Annotated in this window: 19 protein-coding genes; 10 read left to right on the top strand and 9 right to left on the bottom strand. The window is 71.9% G+C overall.

What is annotated here, in order from left to right; genetic code table 11:
- Positions 1-5 precede the first annotated feature (5 nt).
- The 3 genes from ACFPCY_RS08960 (at position 6) to ACFPCY_RS08950 (ending at position 4,341) form a co-directional block, all read left to right on the top strand.
- The gene (locus ACFPCY_RS08960; RefSeq protein ID WP_378253214.1) at positions 6-989 is read left to right on the top strand and encodes an NAD(P)/FAD-dependent oxidoreductase; all 984 of its coding nucleotides are present in this window, start codon (positions 6-8) and stop codon (positions 987-989) included.
- Positions 990-1,186: 197 nt separating this feature from the next.
- Positions 1,187-3,637, top strand: a complete 2,451-nt coding sequence (locus tag ACFPCY_RS08955) for an ATP-binding cassette domain-containing protein (protein WP_378253212.1) — start codon at positions 1,187-1,189, stop codon at positions 3,635-3,637.
- A gap of 176 nt (positions 3,638-3,813) precedes the next feature.
- Entirely contained in the window at positions 3,814-4,341 is a 528-nt protein-coding gene (locus ACFPCY_RS08950) for a hypothetical protein (protein ID WP_378253210.1), read from the top strand.
- 30 nt (positions 4,342-4,371) lie between these two features.
- Here the strand turns inward: ACFPCY_RS08950 and ACFPCY_RS08945 are convergent, their stop codons facing one another.
- A complete protein-coding gene (locus tag ACFPCY_RS08945; protein WP_378253208.1) occupies positions 4,372-4,881 on the bottom strand; it encodes an ATP-binding protein in 510 nt (169 codons plus the stop codon).
- A gap of 143 nt (positions 4,882-5,024) precedes the next feature.
- Between ACFPCY_RS08945 and ACFPCY_RS08940 the strand changes: the two genes are divergently transcribed.
- The 3 genes from ACFPCY_RS08940 to ACFPCY_RS08930 all read left to right on the top strand — a co-directional run bounded on the left by ACFPCY_RS08940 (position 5,025) and on the right by ACFPCY_RS08930 (position 6,331).
- Positions 5,025-5,843, top strand: coding sequence for a helix-turn-helix domain-containing protein (locus ACFPCY_RS08940; protein ID WP_378253206.1), 819 nt, complete (start codon positions 5,025-5,027; stop codon positions 5,841-5,843).
- Positions 5,840-6,025: a DUF397 domain-containing protein gene (locus ACFPCY_RS08935; RefSeq protein WP_378253204.1), complete on the top strand. Its 186-nt coding sequence runs from the start codon at positions 5,840-5,842 to the stop codon at positions 6,023-6,025. Before ACFPCY_RS08940 ends, ACFPCY_RS08935 begins: the two co-directional genes overlap by 4 nt.
- Positions 6,026-6,145: 120 nt before the next feature.
- Entirely contained in the window at positions 6,146-6,331 is a 186-nt protein-coding gene (locus ACFPCY_RS08930) for a DUF397 domain-containing protein (RefSeq protein ID WP_378253202.1), read from the top strand.
- A gap of 6 nt (positions 6,332-6,337) precedes the next feature.
- Here the strand turns inward: ACFPCY_RS08930 and ACFPCY_RS08925 are convergent, their stop codons facing one another.
- From ACFPCY_RS08925 to ACFPCY_RS08905, 5 genes are all read right to left on the bottom strand, one after another.
- On the bottom strand, positions 6,338-7,378 hold the full coding sequence (locus ACFPCY_RS08925) for a tyrosine-type recombinase/integrase (RefSeq protein WP_378253200.1): 1,041 nt from the start codon (positions 7,376-7,378) through the stop codon (positions 6,338-6,340).
- Positions 7,379-7,398: 20 nt separating this feature from the next.
- On the bottom strand, positions 7,399-8,235 hold the full coding sequence (locus tag ACFPCY_RS08920; protein WP_378253198.1) for an aldo/keto reductase: 837 nt from the start codon (positions 8,233-8,235) through the stop codon (positions 7,399-7,401).
- The gene (locus ACFPCY_RS08915) at positions 8,223-9,260 is read right to left on the bottom strand and encodes a GDP-mannose 4,6-dehydratase (protein WP_378253196.1); all 1,038 of its coding nucleotides are present in this window, start codon (positions 9,258-9,260) and stop codon (positions 8,223-8,225) included. The genes ACFPCY_RS08920 and ACFPCY_RS08915 overlap by 13 nt, the downstream gene beginning before the upstream one ends.
- A gap of 65 nt (positions 9,261-9,325) precedes the next feature.
- Positions 9,326-10,591, bottom strand: coding sequence for a class I SAM-dependent methyltransferase (locus tag ACFPCY_RS08910; protein WP_378253194.1), 1,266 nt, complete (start codon positions 10,589-10,591; stop codon positions 9,326-9,328).
- 26 nt (positions 10,592-10,617) lie between these two features.
- Positions 10,618-11,169, bottom strand: coding sequence for an NUDIX domain-containing protein (locus ACFPCY_RS08905; protein WP_378253191.1), 552 nt, complete (start codon positions 11,167-11,169; stop codon positions 10,618-10,620).
- 487 nt (positions 11,170-11,656) lie between these two features.
- Here ACFPCY_RS08905 and ACFPCY_RS08900 point away from each other — a divergent pair, with 487 nt between their 5' ends.
- A complete protein-coding gene (locus ACFPCY_RS08900; protein WP_378253189.1) occupies positions 11,657-12,892 on the top strand; it encodes an ROK family transcriptional regulator in 1,236 nt (411 codons plus the stop codon).
- Here ACFPCY_RS08900 and ACFPCY_RS08895 read toward each other — a convergent pair.
- Positions 12,877-13,581: a TioE family transcriptional regulator gene (locus ACFPCY_RS08895; RefSeq protein ID WP_378253187.1), complete on the bottom strand. Its 705-nt coding sequence runs from the start codon at positions 13,579-13,581 to the stop codon at positions 12,877-12,879. The two genes, ACFPCY_RS08900 and ACFPCY_RS08895, sit on opposite strands and share 16 nt — an antisense overlap.
- 77 nt (positions 13,582-13,658) lie before the next feature.
- Here ACFPCY_RS08895 and ACFPCY_RS08890 point away from each other — a divergent pair, with 77 nt between their 5' ends.
- Positions 13,659-14,843: an erythromycin esterase family protein gene (locus ACFPCY_RS08890; protein WP_378253185.1), complete on the top strand. Its 1,185-nt coding sequence runs from the start codon at positions 13,659-13,661 to the stop codon at positions 14,841-14,843.
- Positions 14,844-14,855: 12 nt separating this feature from the next.
- Here ACFPCY_RS08890 and ACFPCY_RS08885 read toward each other — a convergent pair whose 3' ends face one another.
- Positions 14,856-16,244, bottom strand: a complete 1,389-nt coding sequence (locus ACFPCY_RS08885) for a serine hydrolase domain-containing protein (RefSeq protein ID WP_378253183.1) — start codon at positions 16,242-16,244, stop codon at positions 14,856-14,858.
- A 143-nt stretch (positions 16,245-16,387) separates the two neighbouring features.
- On the opposite strand from ACFPCY_RS08885, the gene ACFPCY_RS08880 reads away from it, so the two are divergent.
- Positions 16,388-17,146 (top strand): TetR/AcrR family transcriptional regulator, encoded by a 759-nt coding sequence (locus ACFPCY_RS08880; RefSeq protein WP_378253181.1) that lies wholly within the window; start codon positions 16,388-16,390, stop codon positions 17,144-17,146.
- Here ACFPCY_RS08880 and ACFPCY_RS08875 read toward each other — a convergent pair.
- Entirely contained in the window at positions 17,143-18,063 is a 921-nt protein-coding gene (locus ACFPCY_RS08875) for a LysR family transcriptional regulator (protein WP_378253179.1), read from the bottom strand. The genes ACFPCY_RS08880 and ACFPCY_RS08875 overlap by 4 nt on opposite strands.
- Before the next feature lie 80 nt (positions 18,064-18,143).
- Here ACFPCY_RS08875 and ACFPCY_RS08870 point away from each other — a divergent pair, with 80 nt between their 5' ends.
- Positions 18,144-19,370: an MFS transporter gene (locus ACFPCY_RS08870; RefSeq protein WP_378253177.1), complete on the top strand. Its 1,227-nt coding sequence runs from the start codon at positions 18,144-18,146 to the stop codon at positions 19,368-19,370.
- Positions 19,371-19,378: the final 8 nt, after the last annotated feature.

The raw sequence follows: 19,378 nt of genomic DNA, 5'->3' as shown, positions 1-19,378 counted from the left end.
CCCGAATGAACGACAAGCTCAACGGCTACGACAACGACCTTTACGACGTGGTGATCGCGGGTGCGGGGGCGGCCGGGCTCAACGCCGGACTGGTCCTGGCGCGCGCCCGCCGCCGCATCGCGATCCTGGACGGCGGCGCCCCCCGCAACGCCCCCGCCGAGCACATGCACGGCTTCCTGTCCCGCGACGGCATGCCCCCGGCGGCGCTGCTGGAGGCGGGCCGTGCCGAGCTCGCCGGCTACGGCGTCGAGCCCATCGCCGCCCGCGTGGACGAGATCACCCGCGAGTCCGGTGACGGTGACGCCCCGGCCTTCACCGTGCGGCTCGCCGGAGGCGCGTCGCTGCGCGCCCGGCGCGTCCTGGCGGCGACCGGCCTGCGGGACGAGCTGCCCGACATTCCCGGTTTGCGCGAAGGGTGGGGCAAGGACGTCCTGCACTGCCCCTACTGCCACGGCTACGAGGTCCGCGACGAGCCGATCGGCGTGCTGGCGACCCACCCGCTGGCCGTCCACCAGGCGCTGCTCGTCCGGCAGTGGTCCCCGGACGTCGCCCTCTTCACCCACGAGCAGGACTTCTCGCCCGAGGACCGCGAGCGCCTCGCCGCACGCGGCATCGACGTCGTCGAAGGCGAGGTCAAGCGCGTCGTCGCCGACGACGGCCGCCTGCGCGGGGTGGAGATGGCCGACGGACGCGTCGTGGAGCGCGCCGCGCTGTTCGTCCCGTCCACCATGATCCCCAACGACGGCCCGTTCGCCGCGCTCGGCTGGGAACGCGACGAGCAGGGCCGCCTGCGCACCGACGCGATGGGCCGCACCACCGTGCCGGGCGTGTCGGCCGCGGGCAACGTCGCCGACGCTCACGTCCAGGTGATCATGGCGGCGGCGCAGGGTTCGGCGGCGGCCATGGCGCTCAACGCCGACCTGGTGGAGGAGGACGTCGCCGCGGCCCTCGGCGCGACTGACGGCGCGACTGTCGGAGCCGTCCGGTAGCGTCCGGCGGACGGCCCCGGTCTCGCGGAGACCGGCGGCGGAGGCCGTCGGACGGCGCCGGCGCGGCCCGGGGAGCGAGGTTCTCCCCGGGCCGCGCCCGCCGATCGGGTAGACAGTGATCGTCGCGGCCCCGCCGACCGGGCCGGGCAGCCTCCGGGCACCGCCGCCGACCCACGCCGACCGAAACGGAGACACCGATGAGCAAGGCCACCGGGCCGGACCCGCAGGCACCGGACCCGCACGCACCGGGCCCCCACGCACCGGGCCCCCACGCGCCGGGCCCGCGGGCGTCCGCGCCGCACGCCGCCGACAGCCACGAGCTGATCCGCGTGGTCGGCGCGCGCGAGAACAACCTCAAGGACGTCAGCGTCGAGCTGCCCAAGCGCCGGCTCACCGTGTTCACCGGCGTGTCCGGCTCCGGCAAGAGCTCCCTGGTGTTCAGCACGATCGCGGCCGAGTCGCAGCGCCTGATCAACGAGACCTACAGCGCGTTCGTGCAGGGCTTCATGCCCACCCTCGCCCGTCCCGACGTGGACGTCCTGGAGGGCCTCACCACCGCGATCATCGTCGACCAGCAGCGGATGGGCGCCGACCCGCGCTCCACCGTCGGCACCGCCACCGACGCCAACGCGATGCTGCGCATCCTGTTCAGCCGGCTCGGGCGGCCCCACATCGGCTCCCCGCAGGCGTTCTCCTTCAACGTCCCGTCGATCAGCGGCGCGGGCGCGGTCACCGTCGAGCGCGGCGGCAAGCAGGTCAAGGAGAAGCGCAGCTTCAGCGTCACCGGCGGCATGTGCCCGCGCTGCGAGGGCCGCGGCACCGTCACCGACCTCGACCTCGCCCAGCTGTTCGACGACTCCAAGTCGCTGTCCGAAGGCGCGCTGACCGTCCCCGGCTACAAGGCGGGCGGGTGGAACTACCGGCTCTACGCCTCGTCCGGCTTCTTCGACCCGGACAAGCCCATCCGGAAGTTCACCAAGAAGGAGCTGGACGACTTCCTCTACCGCGAGCCGACGCGGATGAAGATCGAGGGCATCAACATGACCTACGAGGGTCTGGTGCCGCGCATCCAGAAGTCGATGCTCGCCAAGGACAGGGAGGGCATGCAGCCGCACATCCGCGAGTTCGTCGACCGCGCCGTCACCTTCACCACCTGCCCCGACTGCGACGGCACCCGCCTGGCCGCGCCCGCCCGCTCGTCCACGATCGCCGGGATCAGCATCGCCGACGCGTGCGCCATGCAGATCAGCGACCTCGCCGAATGGGTCCGCAAGCTGGACGAGCCGTCGGTCGCGCCGCTGCTCGCCTCGCTCCGGCAGACCCTCGACTCGTTCGTGGAGATCGGCCTCGGCTACCTCTCCCTGGACCGTCCGGCGGGCACCCTGTCGGGCGGCGAGGCGCAGCGCGTCAAGATGATCCGCCACCTCGGCTCCTCCCTCACCGACGTCACCTACGTCTTCGACGAGCCGACCATCGGGCTGCACCCGCACGACATCCAGCGGATGAACGAGCTGCTCCTGCGGCTGCGCGACAAGGGCAACACCGTCCTGGTCGTCGAGCACAAGCCCGAGGCGATCGCGATCGCCGACCACGTCGTCGACCTCGGCCCCGGCGCGGGCACGGCGGGCGGCGCCGTCTGCTTCGAGGGCACCGTCGAGGGCCTGCGCGCCAGCGGCACCGTCACCGGCCGCCACCTGGACGACCGGGCCGCCCTCAAGGACACCGTCCGCGCACCGTCCGGCACGCTGGAGATCCGCGGCGCGAACGCCCACAACCTCAGGGACGTCGACGTCGACATCCCCCTCGGCGTGCTGACCGTCATCACCGGCGTCGCGGGCTCGGGCAAGAGCTCCCTCGTGCACGGCTCGATCCCGGCCGACGCGGGCGTGATCGCGGTCGACCAGACCGCCATCCGCGGCTCCCGCCGCAGCAACCCCGCCACCTACACCGGCCTGCTCGAACCGATCCGCAAGGCGTTCGCCAAGGCCAACGGCGTCAAGCCCGCCCTGTTCTCCGCCAACTCCGAAGGCGCCTGCCCCACCTGCAACGGCGCGGGCGTCGTCTACACCGACCTCGCGATGATGGCGGGCGTCGCGACCGTCTGCGAGGAGTGCGAGGGCAAGCGGTTCCAGGCGTCGGTGCTGGAGTACCACCTCGGCGGACGCGACATCAGCGAGGTCCTGGCGATGTCGGTGACCGAGGCCGAGGAGTTCTTCGGCTCCGGCGACGCCCGCGTCCCCGCCGCGCACGCCATCCTCGACCGGCTCGCCGACGTCGGCCTCGGCTACCTCACCATCGGCCAGCCGCTCACCACCCTGTCCGGCGGCGAGCGGCAGCGCCTCAAGCTCGCCACCCACATGGCCGACAAGGGCGGCATCTACGTCCTGGACGAGCCCACCACCGGCCTGCACCTCGCCGACGTCGAGCAGCTCCTCGCCCTGCTCGACCGCCTCGTCGACGCCGGCAAGTCCGTCATCGTCATCGAACACCACCAGGCCGTCATGGCCCACGCCGACTGGATCATCGACCTCGGCCCCGGCGCCGGCCACGACGGCGGCCGCGTCGTCTTCGAAGGCACCCCCGCCGACCTGGTGGCCGCCCGCACCACCCTCACCGCCCAACACCTAGCGGAATACGTAAGAGCCTGACCGCGGCCGGGGCGTCCGCGGCAGGGAAGGCCGCTTCCACCGGCGCACCGGCGCGGCCGGCCATTCGGCACGCGGACGCCCGCCAGGCCACGGTCGAGCGTGGCACCCCGGCCGATCCGGACGACGCTCACATGCGTCCAAGTATCGGATGGGATGCCGGCCCGAGCGGAGACGCGATGGATGCGAGCTTGTGGGTCGCCGTGGTCACCGGAGGCACCGCGGCGATCACCGGTTGGGTGACGAGCCAGGGAAACGCCAGGGCCGCCAAGGTGCAGGCCGAGGCTTCGCAACGAGTCCAGCTGCTCACCCAACGCCGGGAGGCCAGGCGAACCGCCTATCTCGAGGTCATCGACCATGCCCACGGCACTGGACAGCGCTACTTCGAGGTCCACGGCCTGCGGATCACCGCTCCCGAGAGCGAGCGGTACGCCGCCGAGCTCGAACGACTCCGGGACGAGCTTCGCAGCGCCTACGACCCGCTGATGCGCTGCGTCCGTGTGGCCGAACTCGAAGGCCCGCCCGCTGTCGCGGAACAAGCGCAGGCGCTACTGGAGGCCGTGTACGAGACGAATCGGTCGCTGTTTCACCTCGCGCGAAACGACACCGACGGCGCCCGCGACCGCTTCACCGACGCCCGGAACAGGTTCCACCAATGTTCCGAGGGCTTCATAGCCGCGGCACAAAAAGCGATCAACGACGCTTGACCGGAATCACCGTCACCGGCGCCACCGTCTTCACCAACGCCGACCTGAAATGACGCGGGGAACCGAGGTGACCGAGGGAGACGCGCGCGTCGCCGTGGCGTCCAGCACGATGGGCAGTGCGGCCCAGACCACCTTGCCGCCCCGCGCCAGGAACGAGTAACCCCAGTACGCGGCCATGATCTCGACCATCGCCAGGCCGCGTCCGGAGTCGAAATGCTCGGGAAGCACACCGTCCTCGACCTCGACGATCGGCCGGAGCGTCGGACGCGCGTCGCTCTCGTCCTCGACCTCGATCACCGGACGACCGTCCTCCTCCACGAGCACCCGAACGGGCACGCACGCGGTCCGCGTGTGCTCCAGCGCGTTCGCGACCAACTCACTCATGATCGTCTTCGCCAGATGGACGAGATCCGGGTCGCTGATCCCCAGCACCCCCAGGACGTCGCCCAGGATCCGCCGCGCGTCCTTCAGCCCCCTTTCGTCCGAACGTTCGATCTTCCATTGCGGGGCCGGGCTGGACGGCGGGATCTGGGCAGTCACCGGTCGCCCTCCTTTCGTCGCGCGTTTTCGTCCGTGTACTCACGGTGATAGCGCTCGATTGGCTAGACTGACCATTAACCCGCTCGATTTGTTAATTACTACAAATCCCGGGCGGGCTGTGGTTCATCCGGCGAAGGCGAGTGATGATGGCCCCGCGAGGACAGCGCAGCAGGTCAGCCGCCAGCAGAGAGCCCTACAAGGCCTTCGGCTCGCAGATGAAACGGTACCGAATCCGGGCGAATATCGTCCAAGACACCATAGCCGCACATACGCACGTCACCACCTCGTTCGTCTCGCAGATCGAAACGGGGAAGAAAGCGTGCAAACGAGAGTTCGCCGCCATCGTGGACGAACTCTGCCACGCGGACGGCGCCCTCCTCGAACTCTGGGACAACCTCTACTGCGGGGGTGGCAGCGCCATCCCCGCATGGTTCGCCGACTGGGAGGTCGTGGAGTCCGAGGCCGCGTCACTGATCACGTGGCAGCCCACGATCCTTCCGGGGCTCCTTCAGACGGAGGCGTACGCGCGTGAGTTCCTCGCGACGGAGGAGGCGGTCGCGAAGCGCCTCGGCCGCCAGCAGGTCCTGACCCGGGAGGAGCCCGCCCCCGCCTCGCTCGTCGCCCTCCTCAGCCCGGCCGTTCTCACCTACTCCGTAGGGACGCGGGAGGTCATGTGCGACCAGCTCGATCACCTGGTGGCCATGGCGGAGCGCCCTAACGTGTCCATTCAGGTCACGACCGTAGGCGGCCGTCCGGCGGGGACCGGAGGGGCGTTCGTGGTCGCGACCATGCCAGACCGGTCCGAGGTAGCATATTTGGAAACTGCGGTCCGCGGCATTACGACCGAGCTCCGCGAAGACCTCAGTGGCTTGTCAGAGGCACTGAGGCATCTTCAGGCGAAGGCTCTCCCAGAAGCCATGTCGGTCGAGGCCATCAGAAAGGCGCGTGAAGAACTAGCATGAAGCCGCAAGCCTCGAAGTGGCGGAAGAGCAGCTACAGCGGCGAGAACGGCGGGGACTGCATCGAACTCGCCGACCTCGCCACCGTTGTCGGCGTGCGGGACAGTAAAGATCCCGAGGGGCCGTGCCTGGGCGTGACGCGGGCAGATTTCGCCGCCGTCACCGAGGTCATCAAGCGCGGCTGAGGCGACGTCACTGCGGACCATTGCCTCCAGCACCACAGGCGGCGCAACTCCGGCGACCTTGCCGCTCCGCGCGGCAGGAGTACTGCTCAGTAGTACTGATGCAGAAGAGATCGAGGCGCTATGAAGACCGACATGCCCGTGTGGCGGAAGAGCAGCTACAGCGGTGAGAACGGCGGTGCTTGCATCGAAGTTGCGGACTTCATGACCGGCGTGGGCGTGCGGGACAGTAAAGATCCCGAGGGGCCGTGCCTGGGCGTGACGCGGGAGGATTTCGCCGCCGTCGCCGAGATCATCAAGCGCGGCTGAGGCGCGTTAGCCGGGGCGGGTGGAGGGGGCTACCAGGGCCGCCAGTTGGTAGGCCGGGGAGCGGTCCAGGGCGTCGCGGTCGCGGTCGTAGCGGCGGGTGGTGCGGGGGTCGGCGTGGCCCGCGAAGTCCTGGACGACGTGCAAAGGGCGGCCCTCGCCGAGGGCGATCGTGATCGCCGAGTGGCGGAAGGAGTGCGGGCTGATCGTGAACGGGACGCCGCACTCGGTCGCGATCCGGTTGACCAGCTTCCACACGTACGACTGGACGAGCGGGCGGCCCGTCCGGGTGACGAAGATCGGGCCCGAGCCGGGACGGCCGCGTTCGGCGAGGTAGCGGTCCAGCGCGGCGACGGCGGGCGGCGGCAGCGCGAAGCGCTTGCTCTGCCCGCCCTTGACCGTCACGTCCAGCACGCGGTGGCCGCTGTCCTCGCTGAGGTCTTCGACGCGCGCGGACAGCAGTGAGCCGATGCGTCCGGCGGTGGCGAACATCAGCCAGAGCAGGGCGTACGTGCGCGCCGACTCGTGCTCGGCGGCGTGGGCGAGGACGTCGGCGACCTGCTGCTTGGTCAGGCCGCGCGTGCGCGAGTGGCGGGTGTCCATGCGCGGACGCTCCGCGCCCTCGAACGGGTTGGCCGCCACACAGCCCTCTCGCACGAGGTACCGGTACCAGGACGACACGGCCGCCACGCGCCGGTTCACGGTGGCGCGGGACAAGCCCGAGGCGACCAGATCGGCCACGTACAGGTCGGCGTCGCGGGGTGTGGGGTCCTGCGCCTTCGCCGCGCGCGCCGTGCACCACCACACCCACCAGCCGACGTCCCGCAGGTAGGCGGCCTGGGTGTGCGCGGACGAGCGCCGTCCCGACACCAGCCACACGCCGGTGGCGCGCAGCGCCGGCTCGTCCATCCCGCCCGCGCGCATGAGGCTGGCGAGTTCGCCGGCGGCGCGGGCGGGAGGCGTGCCGCGCAGGGCGGGTCCGGTATCCGGACGGACTTCGAGGGCCGTTTCCTGCTCGACGGCCAGTTCCGTGCCTTGCGTCGCTGCCACGGTCGAAGCTTAGAACGCGATCAGTCGATCTCCGTCGTCTCCGGGTCGTCCGGTTCGGCCGTGCCGTCCAGCCCGGAGAGCGCCTCGACCTCCTCCGGGGCGAGGCGGAAGCCGAACACGTCGATGTTGGAGGCCAGGCGTTCGGGTTTCAGCGACTTCGGCAGCGGGACGAGACCGAGTTCCAGGTGCCAGCGCAGGACGATCTGGGCGGGCGTCCGCCCGTGCCGGACGGCGAGGTCGCGCACCACCGGCTCGTCCAGCAGCCCGCCGTCGATGTTCAACGGCTGCCACGACTGCACGGCGATCCCATGGTCCTCGGCGTAGGCGCGGGACGCGCGCTGCCCGATCCTCGGGTTGAGCTGGATCTGGTTCACCGCGGGCGGCGTCCCCACCTCGGCGGTGATGCGGTCGATGTGCGCGGGCGTGAAGTTGGAGACGCCGATGGCCCGGACGCGTCCGTCCGCGCGGAGGCGGTCGAAGGCGCGCCAGGTCTCGACGTACAGGCCGCGCCGGGGCATCGGCCAGTGGATGAGGTAGAGATCGAGGTAGTCCAGGCCGAGCCGGGCGAGGGTGCCGTCGAACGCCTTGAGCGCCGCGTCGTAGCCGTGGTCGCGACCGCGCAGCTTGGAGATGACGAAGAACTCCTCGCGCGGGACGTCCGAACGGCGGATCCCCTCCCCCACCCCCGTCTCGTTCCGGTACAGCGCGGCGGTGTCGATCATGCGGTAGCCGAGCCGCGCGGCCTGCGGGACGGCGGACGCGGCGTCCGCGTCGGACATCGTCCAGGTGCCGAGGCCGAGGCGCGGCATCTCGACGCCGCCGGTCAGCGTGGTGGTGGGGACGGTCACCGCGTCCATCGTGGGTCCTCCAGGTCCGCCGGGCGGTCCGTCCCGGCGGGGTCGTGGGCCGGGCGGGTCAGGTCGGCCAGGTCGGCGTCGACCATCATCTCGATCAGGTCGGGGAAGCCGCCGCGCGGTTTCCAGCCGAGCCGTTCGCGCGCGAGCGTGGAGTCGCCGACCAGCAGGTCCACCTCGGCCGGGCGGATCAGCCGCGGCTCCCGCCGGACGTGCGGCTCCCAGTCGTCGATGCCGACGCGCCGGAAGGCGATGTCGAGCAGGTCGCGGACGGTGTGCGTCTCCCCCGTCGCGATCACGTAGTCGTGCGGCTCGTCCTGCTGGAGCATCAGCCACATCGCCTCGACGTAGTCGCCCGCGAAGCCCCAGTCGCGGCGCGCGTCGACGTTGCCGAGCGCGATGGTGTCCTGGAGGCCGAGCGCGATGCGCGCCGCGCCCCGCGTGACCTTGCGGGTCACGAACTCGTGGCCGCGGCGCGGGCTCTCGTGGTTGAACAGGATGCCCGAGCACGCGTACGCGCCGTAGGACTCGCGGTAGTTCACGGTGATGTAGTGCCCGAACGTCTTCGCCACCCCGTACGGCGAGCGGGGATGGAACGGCGTCGTCTCGTTCTGCGGCACCTCGCGGACCTTGCCGAACATCTCCGAGCTGGATGCCTGGTAGAACCGCACCCGCGCGAGGTCGTCGCGGGTGTGGATGCGCAGCGCCTCCAGCATCCGCAGCACGCCCAGCCCGGTGATCTCGCTGGTCAGCTCCGCCTGCCGCCAGGACATCCCGACGAAGCTGATCGCGGCCAGGTTGTACACCTCGTCGGGACGGGCGGCGTCCAGCGCCCCGACCAGGCTCGGCAGGTCCCGCAGGTCGCCGCTGAGCAGCCGGACCGACGGGACGGCCTCCAGCACGGGCCGGGCCCGGGGGTTGTTCTGCCCCCGGACCAGGCCGAACACCTCGTAGCCCTTCGCGGCGAGGAACTCGGCGAGGTACCGGCCGTCCTGGCCGGTGATCCCCGTGATCAACGCACGTGGCACTGCGACTCCTCGGTCCGAACTCCCCGGTGCTGCGCGCCGGCGGGGACAGGTCCTCCCGCCCGGCCTCAGCCGCTCACGATCTCCAGGTCGGGCAGCGGGAAGATCAGCTTGCCGCCGCCGCGCAGGTACTCCCGCTCCCGCTCGATGAACACCTCCCGGAAGAACCACGGCGCGACCAGCATGTACTCCGGGCGGTCGGCGCGCGCCCGCTCCTCGGAGATGATCGGCACGCCGACCGACGCGATGGTGCGGCCGATCTTGGCGGCCTGCCGCTCCACCGCGAACGGCAGGTCCCGGACGGTCAGCCCGGCCCCCTGAAGGATCGTCCCGCCGCGCGTGCTCGCGCCGTAGAGGTAGCAGCGCTGCCCGGACGCGTTGATCTCGTCGATGAGCCGGTGCAGGTCGTCGAACGCGGTCCGCACGCGCTCGGCGAACCGGCGCCAGGTCTCCGGGTCGTCCAGCCGCGCCCGCGCCTCCCGCTCCCGCTGGACGGCGACCGACGGCTCGACCGGCCGCGTCCCGCGCCGCGACACCAGCGTCCGGAACGAGCCGCCGTTCACGTCCGTCAGCAGGACGTCGTTGACCTCCAGGCCGTGCCGGTCCAGCAGGTGCTCCAGCGCGGCCAGCGACCAGTAGGTGATGTGCTCGTGGCACACGTTGTCGACCGCGCCGAGCTCCAGCATGGTCAGCGCGTAGTTCTGCTGGATCGCCCACACGCCGTCCGGTGCGAGCACTTGCGAGACGCCCGCGACGAAACCGTTCGGGTCGTCCAGGTCGTAGAACATCGAGCTGCACGTGACGACGTCGAACGGCCCGCCGTCCGGGTCGTGGCCCGGGCCCTCCCCCGGGCCGTCGCCTGGGCCGTCGCCTGGGCCGTCGCCTGGGCCGTCGCCGGTGAACCAGCGCGGGTCGAAGAAGTCCACCACTATCCGGTCGGCGTGCCGCCGCGACTCCGGCTCGAACGTCGCCACCGGATCGACGCCGACACGGTGGATCTCCTTGGGGACGAACGACAGCAGCGTCCCGTCGTTGCAGGCGATGTCCAGCCACCGCCGCGCGTCCGGACGGGCCGCCAGGGCGTGCTCCACGAGCGAGCGCAGGTCGGCGCGGATCGCCTCGTTGACCCCCGACCGGAATCCGTACCGGTCGTGGTACATCAGTTCGCGGGGCGTGGTGTCGCGCAGTTGCAGCAGCCCGCACGAACGGCACAGCATCAGCGTCAGCGGCCATTGGGGCGGACGGCTCGCGTCCTCCCGGAAATCGCTCAGATACTGGTTTCCGAGATCGAGTACTTCGGTCGGGTCGGCGGCATGGCAGGAACGACAGTTCACGCTGCACTCCAGAAGTACGGGTCCGGTCAGTAAAGTCCGGCGTTCTTCAGGACGGTGGGTAGGAAAGGATGGATCAGCGCCGATCCGGAAGTGTGGAGTTCCCGGATTTCCGCGACCGGGTACCAGCGCACCGACTGGTGGGTGTCGTCGGCGGCGGTGACGGCCTCGGCCTCTTCGGCGGTGCACTCGTAGGTCATGAGGGTGAGCAGGGTCTGGAACCCGTTGGTCTCCGGCGGCGCGCTGCGCCGCCCCCACATCACGTTGTAGACGTTCGCGAACCGCAGCCGGTCGCGTTCGGCGGCGAGGCCGAGTTCGCGGCGCACCGCGCGGGCCCCGGCGTCGGCGATCGTCTCCCCCACCTTCATCCGGCCGCCGAACACCCAGAACATGTCCCGCAAGGGCAGGTCCTTGCGGTAGCCGAGGAGGATCCGGTCGCCGCCGGTGTGGACGATCACGTCCACGTTCGCCTGCACCAGGTTGTCCAGGGCCTGCCCGTAGACGGCCTCCGGCAGCCCGAAGTCGGGAACGTCCCGCGGGGTGAAATGGTCCTCCGCGAGTTCGTGCACGGTGGCGTCCAACGGCCCTCCTGATGATTCGAGAATCCAACGGAAATGCCGGTGACCCGCGACGGAAAAATTCGCAGAACATCCCGTCCGCATCACCCGGTCGCTCGTCCAGCATCGCAGGAGCAACCGCCGCCCGCAATCCCCGGTCACCCCTGAATTGGCGGAATTTAACCTAAGTTAACCGTCGAGTGCGCGGGCCGGTCACCGACCGCAGCGAGCCTCGGACGGACCGGATGTGACGCCTCCGCCTACCGAGCGTCATCCATTCTCCACTCGACGGGAACGGCGCCTTGTTTCGCCGCCGACTTAGCGCGAGAGAACTGCTCGAATCGTCCGCCGCGCGACCGGGTGGAGGAAGATACCGCCGTTCTCGGCGGAGAACTCGTCATGTGGCACCATTGACGGTGCGGGGCACGGCGCGAACCGCCGTCCCGGCGCTCGACCGAATCCCGGAACCGGCGGGAGGACGCCCCCTGATGACGAGCCGGACGGCGCGCGGATGAGCGGTGGAACCCCTCAGGAGGCGCTCCGCAGGCGCCATCTCGGCGCGGTGCTGCGCGAGGTGCACCTGTCCGGCCCGGTGTCGCGCGCGGCGCTCGCCGCCCGGCTCGGCCTGAACCGCAGCACGATCATGGCGCTGACCCGGGAGCTCGCCGCGGGGGGCCTGGTCGTCGAGGAGCCGACCCGCGGCACCGGACGCGCCGGAAGACCGTCCCTGCTGGTCAGCCCGGCGGCCGACCGGGCGCACGTGCTCGCCTTCGACGTCGGGGTGGACTGGCTGGCGGCGGCGCGGGTCGGCCTCGGCGGCGTCGTCCTGGACCGCCGGTGGACCGTCCGCCGCCGCAAGTACCCCGACCTGGACGACGTCGTCACCGTCCTGGCCGGGTTCGCCCGCGAGCTGGACGCCGCCGCGCCGCCCGGCACCGTCCGGGTCGGCGCGGGCGCGGCGTTCTGCGGCATGATCCGCCCGCGCGACGGCATGGTGCGGCTCGCGCCGAACATGGGCTGGGCCGACCAGGCGTTCGGTGTGGAACTCGGCCGGCGGCTGGGCCTGTCCGCGCCGGTGCCGGTCGGCAACGAGGCGCATCTGGGCGCGCTCGCCGAGCACGTGCGCGGCGCGGGCGCCGGCCATCGCAACGTCGTCTACCTGCACGGTGACGTCGGGATCGGCGGTGGCGTCATCGTCGGCGGCCGGCTGCTGGACGGCGACGGCGGCTACGGCGCCGAGGCCGGGCACATGGTCGTGAACCCGCACGGCGGGCGGCCCTGCAACTGCGGCTCGCGCGGCTGCCTGGAGGCCGAGGTCGGCGAGGCCGCGCTGCTGGAGGCCGCCGGACGGCGCGGCCCGGCCGGACGCGAGGGCGTCCGCGCGGTCGTGACCGCGGCCGCGCGCGGCGATCCCGCGGCGCGCCGCGCCGTGCGGCGCGCGGGCGACTGGCTCGGCGTGGGCGTGGCCAACCTGATCAACCTGTTCAACCCGGGCGTCGTGATCTTCGGCGGGATGCTGCGCGAGCTGTACCCCGCCGCGTCCGCGCAGGTCTCCGCCCGCGTCGCGGCCAACGTCCTGGCCGTCTCGCGCGAGCGCGTCCGGCTCGCCGTCTCCGCGCTGGGCGACGACGCCACCCTGGTCGGCGCGGCCGAGCTCGCCTTCTCCCGCGTCCTGACCGACCCCTTGGACGTCCTCGCCCCGGCCGCCGCCGAAGGGGGACGCCGCGCGGGTCAGGAGGTCAGGTAGGCGTCGAGGACGGCGGCGGCGGCGAGCATCGCGCGGCCGCGCGCGGTCAGGCGGTCGTGCCACTCGCGCATCGTCGCGCGGAGCGGCTCGGGGCCGCCCGCCGTCCGCATGTGCTCCAGCACCTGCGCGATCTGCTCCAGCCCGTGGCCGCCTCGCCGCAGCTGGTGCGCCATCAGGACGTCGCGCACGTCGGCGTCGCTGTAAACGCGGTAGCCCGTGTGCGGGTCGCGCGCGGGCACGACCAGTCCCGCCCGCTCCCACTTGCGCAGCGTCGCCGGGCGGATGCCGAGCCTGCGCGCGAGCGGCCCGATGAACGTCCCCTTCGCGGACGCCCCGGATCCTCCCGCCGAAGGGGAGTCGGGTGCGGTCAGGTCGTGCAGGGCCCGTTCGACGGCGGCCAGCGTGTGCCGGTCGTCCGCCAGCTCCCCGTGGCTCTCGTCGATCAGCCGCAGCGCCTCCTCGACCGCGCCGCCGTTCACCGCGCGCATGATCTCCGTCGCCGTCGCGTGGCCGTGCGCCGGGACGAGCGCCAGGAACGCCCGCAGCGCCGCCGCGTGGCGCGGGCCGTAGACGCGGTAGCCGTGCGGCGAGCGCTCCGAAGCGGGCAGGATGCCCGCCTCCTCGTAGTTGCGCACCGCCTGCGTGGACAGCCCGTGCTCCCGCGCCAGATCGACGGGCCGCAACCTCATTTTGAGACTTCACCCCTCGTCTGAGCTGCACGAAGCGGAAAAGTTTACACCGAAGGTTCAACGATACCGTTGAAGGCATGACGGCACCGATCCGGGACGCCGCGCGTCCCTTCACCGGCGAGTCCCTCACCGCGCTCCTGCCGCCCGGCCTCCGCCTGCTCGGGCTGGGCGAGCCCACGCACCGCGTCGAAGCCTTCCCCGACCTGCGCAACGAGCTGTTCCGCCACCTCGTCGAGCACGAGGGCTACCGCTCGATCGCCCTGGAGATCGACTGCCTGGCCGCCCTGGTCGCCGACGCCTACGTCACCGGCGGCGCAGGCACCCTGGACGAGGCGATGGCCCGCGGCTTCAGCCACGAGTGGGGCACGATCGCCGCCAACCGCGACCTCATCGCCTGGATGCGCACCTACAACGAAGGCCGTCCGGCGGACGATCGGCTCCGCTTCTACGGCATGGACGGCCCGTTGGAGATCAGCCACGGCGCGAGCCCGCGTCCCGCCCTGACAGCCCTCCACGACTACCTCGCCCCGCACCTCGACCTGCCGTGGACTCGCGCCGACCTGGACGAGCTGCTCGGCAAGGACGAGCTCTGGACCAACCCGGCCGCCATGATGGACCCCGCCCACTCGGTCGGCCGCACACCGGAGGCCGAGGAGCTGCGGCTGATCGTCGACGATCTGCGCGCGCTGCTCACCGCGAACGTCCCGCTCCTGACGGCCGCCACGTCCTCCGGCGAGTGGTGGCGCGCCGAGCTGCGCGCCCGCACGCTCGCCGGGCTCCTGCGCTACCACGCCGGCATGGCCGGTCCGGCGCCCACCCGCATGGACACGATGCTGGCCCTGCGCGACACGATCATGGCGGACAACCTCGACGCGATCGTCCGGCGCGAGGAGCGGCGTGGCCCCACCCTGGTGTTCGCGCACAACAGCCACCTCAAGCGCGACCGCAGCAGCATGCGCATGGGCGGCCGGCGCAGCGAGTGGTGGAGCGCCGGCGCCATCGTGTCCTGCCACCTGGGCGACCGGTACGCGTTCGTCACCACCAGCTTCGGCGGACGCGGCGCCGACGTCCCCGGCCCCGACACCCTCGAAGGCATCCTGTCGAGCCTGCCGGACGCCCGTTCCGTCATCGACCCCGCGCGCCTGATCGAGGCCCTCGACAAGAAGCCGGCTCCGCGAGTGCCGGCGGACTACACCTATGCCGCGCTCGACCCGTCCGCCATCGACCAGACCGACGCCATCGTCTTCATCAAGGAGATCTGATCCGGCGCGGCCTCAGGAGACCTTGGGCGCGGCGCGCATGCTGACGTACACGCACGGCGTCCCGTCGGTGAGGTGGGAGAACACCACCGGCATGTAGTCGTGCCCGAAGAGGCCGCTCGCCGCGAACACCGTGGAGGTGACCGGCGTCAGATCGCCCTCGACGCGCGGCGAGAACCCGCCCATCGACTCGACGACCTCCCTCATGCCTCCGACGAACTCGTACGCGATGCGCGCCCGGCCCGCGCCCCGGCTGATGGTCGTCACGACGCCCTCGCGCGCGTAGGTGCCCAGCCAGGGCGTCAGGTCCACCGCGGGCGGGTTCGCCGGAGGCGCGAACGGAGGCGGCATGCGCACGCCCGCCAGCTCGTCCAGCAGTTCGGCGAACAGATCCTCGTACAGGCGGGCGAAGTCGCCGCCGTTGGTCAGCAGCACCACCGCGACCTCGGCGTCCGGGACGACCCGCAGGTACGACTGCTGCGTGGCGGCGTTGCCGTCATGGCCGAAACCGGGGACGCCGTCCCAGTCGTAGAGGGCCCAGCCCAGCCCCCACGCGTCCGCCGACATGGACCACTTGTCCGGGCTGTCGGCCACGCGTCCGCGCATGGCCGCGACCGCCTCGGACGACAGCACCCGCGTTCCGTCGGGGGCGAGACCGCCCGCCAGATGCATCCGGGCGAACCGCGCCACATCACCCGCCGACACGATGACCCGCCCGTACGGACCGGCCGAGCGCGGCATGACGTCCCAGACCGGCGCCGGGACGGGTTCGGTCCCCGGTTCGCCCAGGTGCCCCATCGCGGTGCGGAAGCGCAGCGCCTCCTCGGGCAGCGTCATCGACCGTTCGAGGCCGAGCGGCGCGAACACGCGCTCCCGCAACGCCTGGTCCCAGGTCCGGCCGGTCAGCACCTCGACGGCGCGGCCCAGCACGACGTACCCCGAGCTGCCATAGGACAGCGCCGTCCCCGGCGGGCAGTCCAGCGGCACCCGCCGCAACGCCTCGACGTACCTGGCCAGGCAGTCGTCGCCGCGTCCGGTGTCGTGGGTGAAGTCGTTGGTCATCCCGCCGGTGTGGGACAGCAGCCGCCGGAAGGTGATCCGCTTCGTGGCGTCCGGGTCGGGCGTGGCGAACTCAGGGAGGACGCTCGTCACGGGCTCGTCCAGGTCGATCAGGTCTGCGTCGGCGAGCTGCATGACCAGCGTCGCGGTGTAGACCTTGGCGAGCGATCCGGCCAGGAAGACCGGCCCGGGGGCCGCTTCGACGCCCGTCCCGCGGTGCAGCAGCCCGCTGGCCAGCTCGTGGACGGAACCGCCGGTCAGCACGGCCAGCGTCGCGCCCGGCACATGGTGCTCGGCGCGCAGCTCGCCGAGCCTGGCTTGCCAGCGGTCGATGTCGAACGACATGCGTGATCCCTTCGTCGCAGCCTCGTCCGCACACCGTGCGGAATTCCGCACACCGTACGTTCAGCGTACGGCGTGCGCAACCCGTACACTGTCCGGACGGACGTCCGGGCGAGGAGACGTCGAGCGAGGGAACGGAGCGCCGCATGCCGACCGAGAGGCAGCCGATCCCGTCGGTGTGGACGCGCCCGCGCCCGCGCCGGCGGGAGCAGCCCGCGCTGAGCCGCGAGCAGATCGTCGCCGCGGCGCTGGAACTGCTGGACGCCGAGGGCCTCGACGCGCTGAGCATGCGCAGGCTCGGCACCCGCCTGAACGCGGGCGCCACGTCGATGTACACGCACGTCGCGAACAAGGACGAGCTGCTCGAACTGGTCGTGGACGAGGTCTACGGCGAGATCGAACTCCCCACGCCGCCCGGCGACTCGGACGGCTCACTCGGCTCAAGTGGCTCGGAGGATTGGCAGGCGGCCGTCGCGCGTTGCGCGCGCGGCCTCCGTGCGGCGTTCCTGCGTCACCCGTGGGCCGTGTCCGTGCTGGGTGAGACGGGTTTCGCCTACCTCGGCCCGAACGTCCTGCGGCTGATGGAGTCGCTGCTGACCGTCCTGGAGGACGGCGGCCTTGACCTCGCGGCGGCGGAGAAGGCCGTGCACACCGTGGTCGCTTACGTCGTCGGCGTCGCGACCAGCGAGTCCGCGACGCTGAGGACGCTGGCGCGCAGCGGCCACTCCCCCGAGGAATGGGCCGAGGGCCTGCTGCCCGCCGCCGAGGAGGCGACGCGCGGCTACCCGCGCCTCCACAAGATCTACGCGGCGCAGAGTGCGGATGTCACCCGTACCGTCCGGGACGACGACTTCGAAATCGGCCTGGAGTGCGTCCTCCAGGGCATCGCCCAACGTCTCGCCTAATCCTCCGCCCCGGACGCCTCGGCGGACGCGTCGGCGGGTACGTCGGCGGGTGCGATGCCCAGCTCCGCCAGGAACGCCGCCGTGGCGGGCGACGGCGGGAACCGGCTCCAGACGAGGTGCTCCATCCGCGAGGGCGCGTCCCGGATCGGCAGGACGGCCACGTCGGCGAGCTCGGACACGAACGACGCGGGCATCAGCCCGATGCCCAGCCCCTGCCGGATGAGCCGGATCATGAAGTCCACGGTCGAGATCTCGAACGCGACCTCGCGCCGGACGCCCGCCGCCGCGAACGCCTCGTCCGTCTGCGCCCGCGCGGCCGATCCCGGCGGGAAGTCGACGAACAGCTCGTCCGACAGGTCGCGCAGGCTCACCCGCTCGCGATCGGCGAGCGGATGGCCCGCCGCGGTCACGGCGACCAGCTCGCCGCGCGCCAGCGCGCGGCCGTGCACGCCCTTCGGACGCTGGTTGACCGGAATGCCCAGGAACGCGACGTCCAGCGTGCCGAGCCGCACCCGCTCGACCAGCTTCTCGCTCGCCCCCGACCGCAGGCTGATCCGGACGCGCGGATGCCGCGCGTGGAAGCGTTCCAGCACGCCCGGCAGGTCGATCGCCGTGACGGTCGGGATCGCGCCGATGACGAGCTGACCGCGGATCTCGCCGGACGCGGCGGCGACCTCGGCCCGGGCGCGTTCGGCCGCGTCCAGGGACTGCCGCGCGGCGGGCAGGAACGCCTCCCCCGCCGGGGTCAGCCGGACGCGTCGGCTGGTCCGGTCGAACAGCCGTGCCCCGAGCTCGCGTTCGAGCCGGGCGATCTGGTGGCTGAGCGCGGACTGCACGACCAGGCACTGCTCGGCGGCGCGGGTGAAGTTGCCCGTCTCGGCGACGGCGACGACGTAACGCATCTGCTGGAGTTCCACGGAACAATCGTGCATCACGATCGTTGTCGATGACGAACATGTGTTGGACTCATTGATCGTTCCGGCCCGAGGCTGGGCGCATGACGACGAGATCCCAACCGGAGGGCGGCGGTCTGTCCCGCGGCCTGCTGATGCTCATGTCGGCGGCGACCGGGCTGGCGGTCGCGGGCAACTACTTCGCCCAGCCGCTCCTCGACCTGATCAGCCGCGAGCTGGACGTCGGCCCGGAACTCGCCGGACTGATCGTCACGGCCGCGCAGGCCGGCTACGCGCTGGGGCTGATGCTGCTGGTCCCGCTCGGCGACCTGATGGAGCGGCGGCGGCTGGCCGTCCTGCTGTACGCGGCGACGGCGGTGTTCCTGCTGGTGTCGGCCACCGCCGTCAACGGCGCCGTGCTGCTCGTCGGGACGGCCCTCACCGGGCTCGCCTCGGTCGGCGCGCAGGTGGTCGTGCCGTTCGCGGCGGCGCTCGCCGCCCCGGCGGAACGCGGCAAGGTCGTCGGCACGGTCATGACCGGGCTGATGCTCGGCCTGCTGGTGGCGCGCACCGCGTCCGGCGCCCTGGCCGACCTCGGCGGATGGCGGACGGTCTACTGGGTGGACGCCGCGCTCATGGCCGCCATGGCCGTCCTGCTGCGCGCCTTCCTGCCGCGCCTCGGCAGCGCTGACAGCGGGCTCACCTATCCCGGTCTGCTGCGCACGACCCTGTCCATGTTCCGGGACGAGCCGCTGCTGCGCTGGCGGGCGGGCATCGGCGCGCTGAGCCTGGCCTCGTTCAGCGTCCTGTGGACGGCGCTGACCTTCCTGCTGTCCGGGCCCGGTTACGGGTGGTCCGAATCGTCCATCGGGTCGGTCGGGCTGCTCGGCGTCGTGGGCGCGCTCACCGCGACGTTCGCCGGACGCCTCGCCGACCGCGGGCTCGTGCAGGTCGTGTCCGGGGCCGGGACGGTGCTGCTGGTGGCGTCCTGGGCGGCGTCGGCCGCCGGAGGAGGGTCGCTGTTCTGGCTGCTCACCGGCGTCGTCGTCCTCGACCTCGCGCATCAGGCGGTGCTGAACAGCACCCAGAACGTCCTCTACGCGCTGCGGCCCGAGGCCCGCAACCGCATCAACTCCGCCTTCATGACCTCGCTGTTCCTGGGCGGCGCGGTGGGCTCCGCGCTGACCTCGGCGGTCTGGGCGCACGGCGGCTGGAACGCCGTCTGCGTCCTCGGGGCCGCCTTCTCGGCCGGGACGGTCGTCCTCTGGCTCCTGGAACGCCTCACCACCGCGCGGGCGGCGAACGTCACGCCCGCCCCCTCCACCCACTGAAGGAGAAA

The sequence above is a fragment of the Actinomadura gamaensis genome (assembly GCF_042652125.1).
Taxonomy (GTDB): domain Bacteria; phylum Actinomycetota; class Actinomycetes; order Streptosporangiales; family Streptosporangiaceae; genus Spirillospora; species Spirillospora gamaensis.
This window is presented reverse-complemented; position numbering and strand designations above follow the sequence as displayed.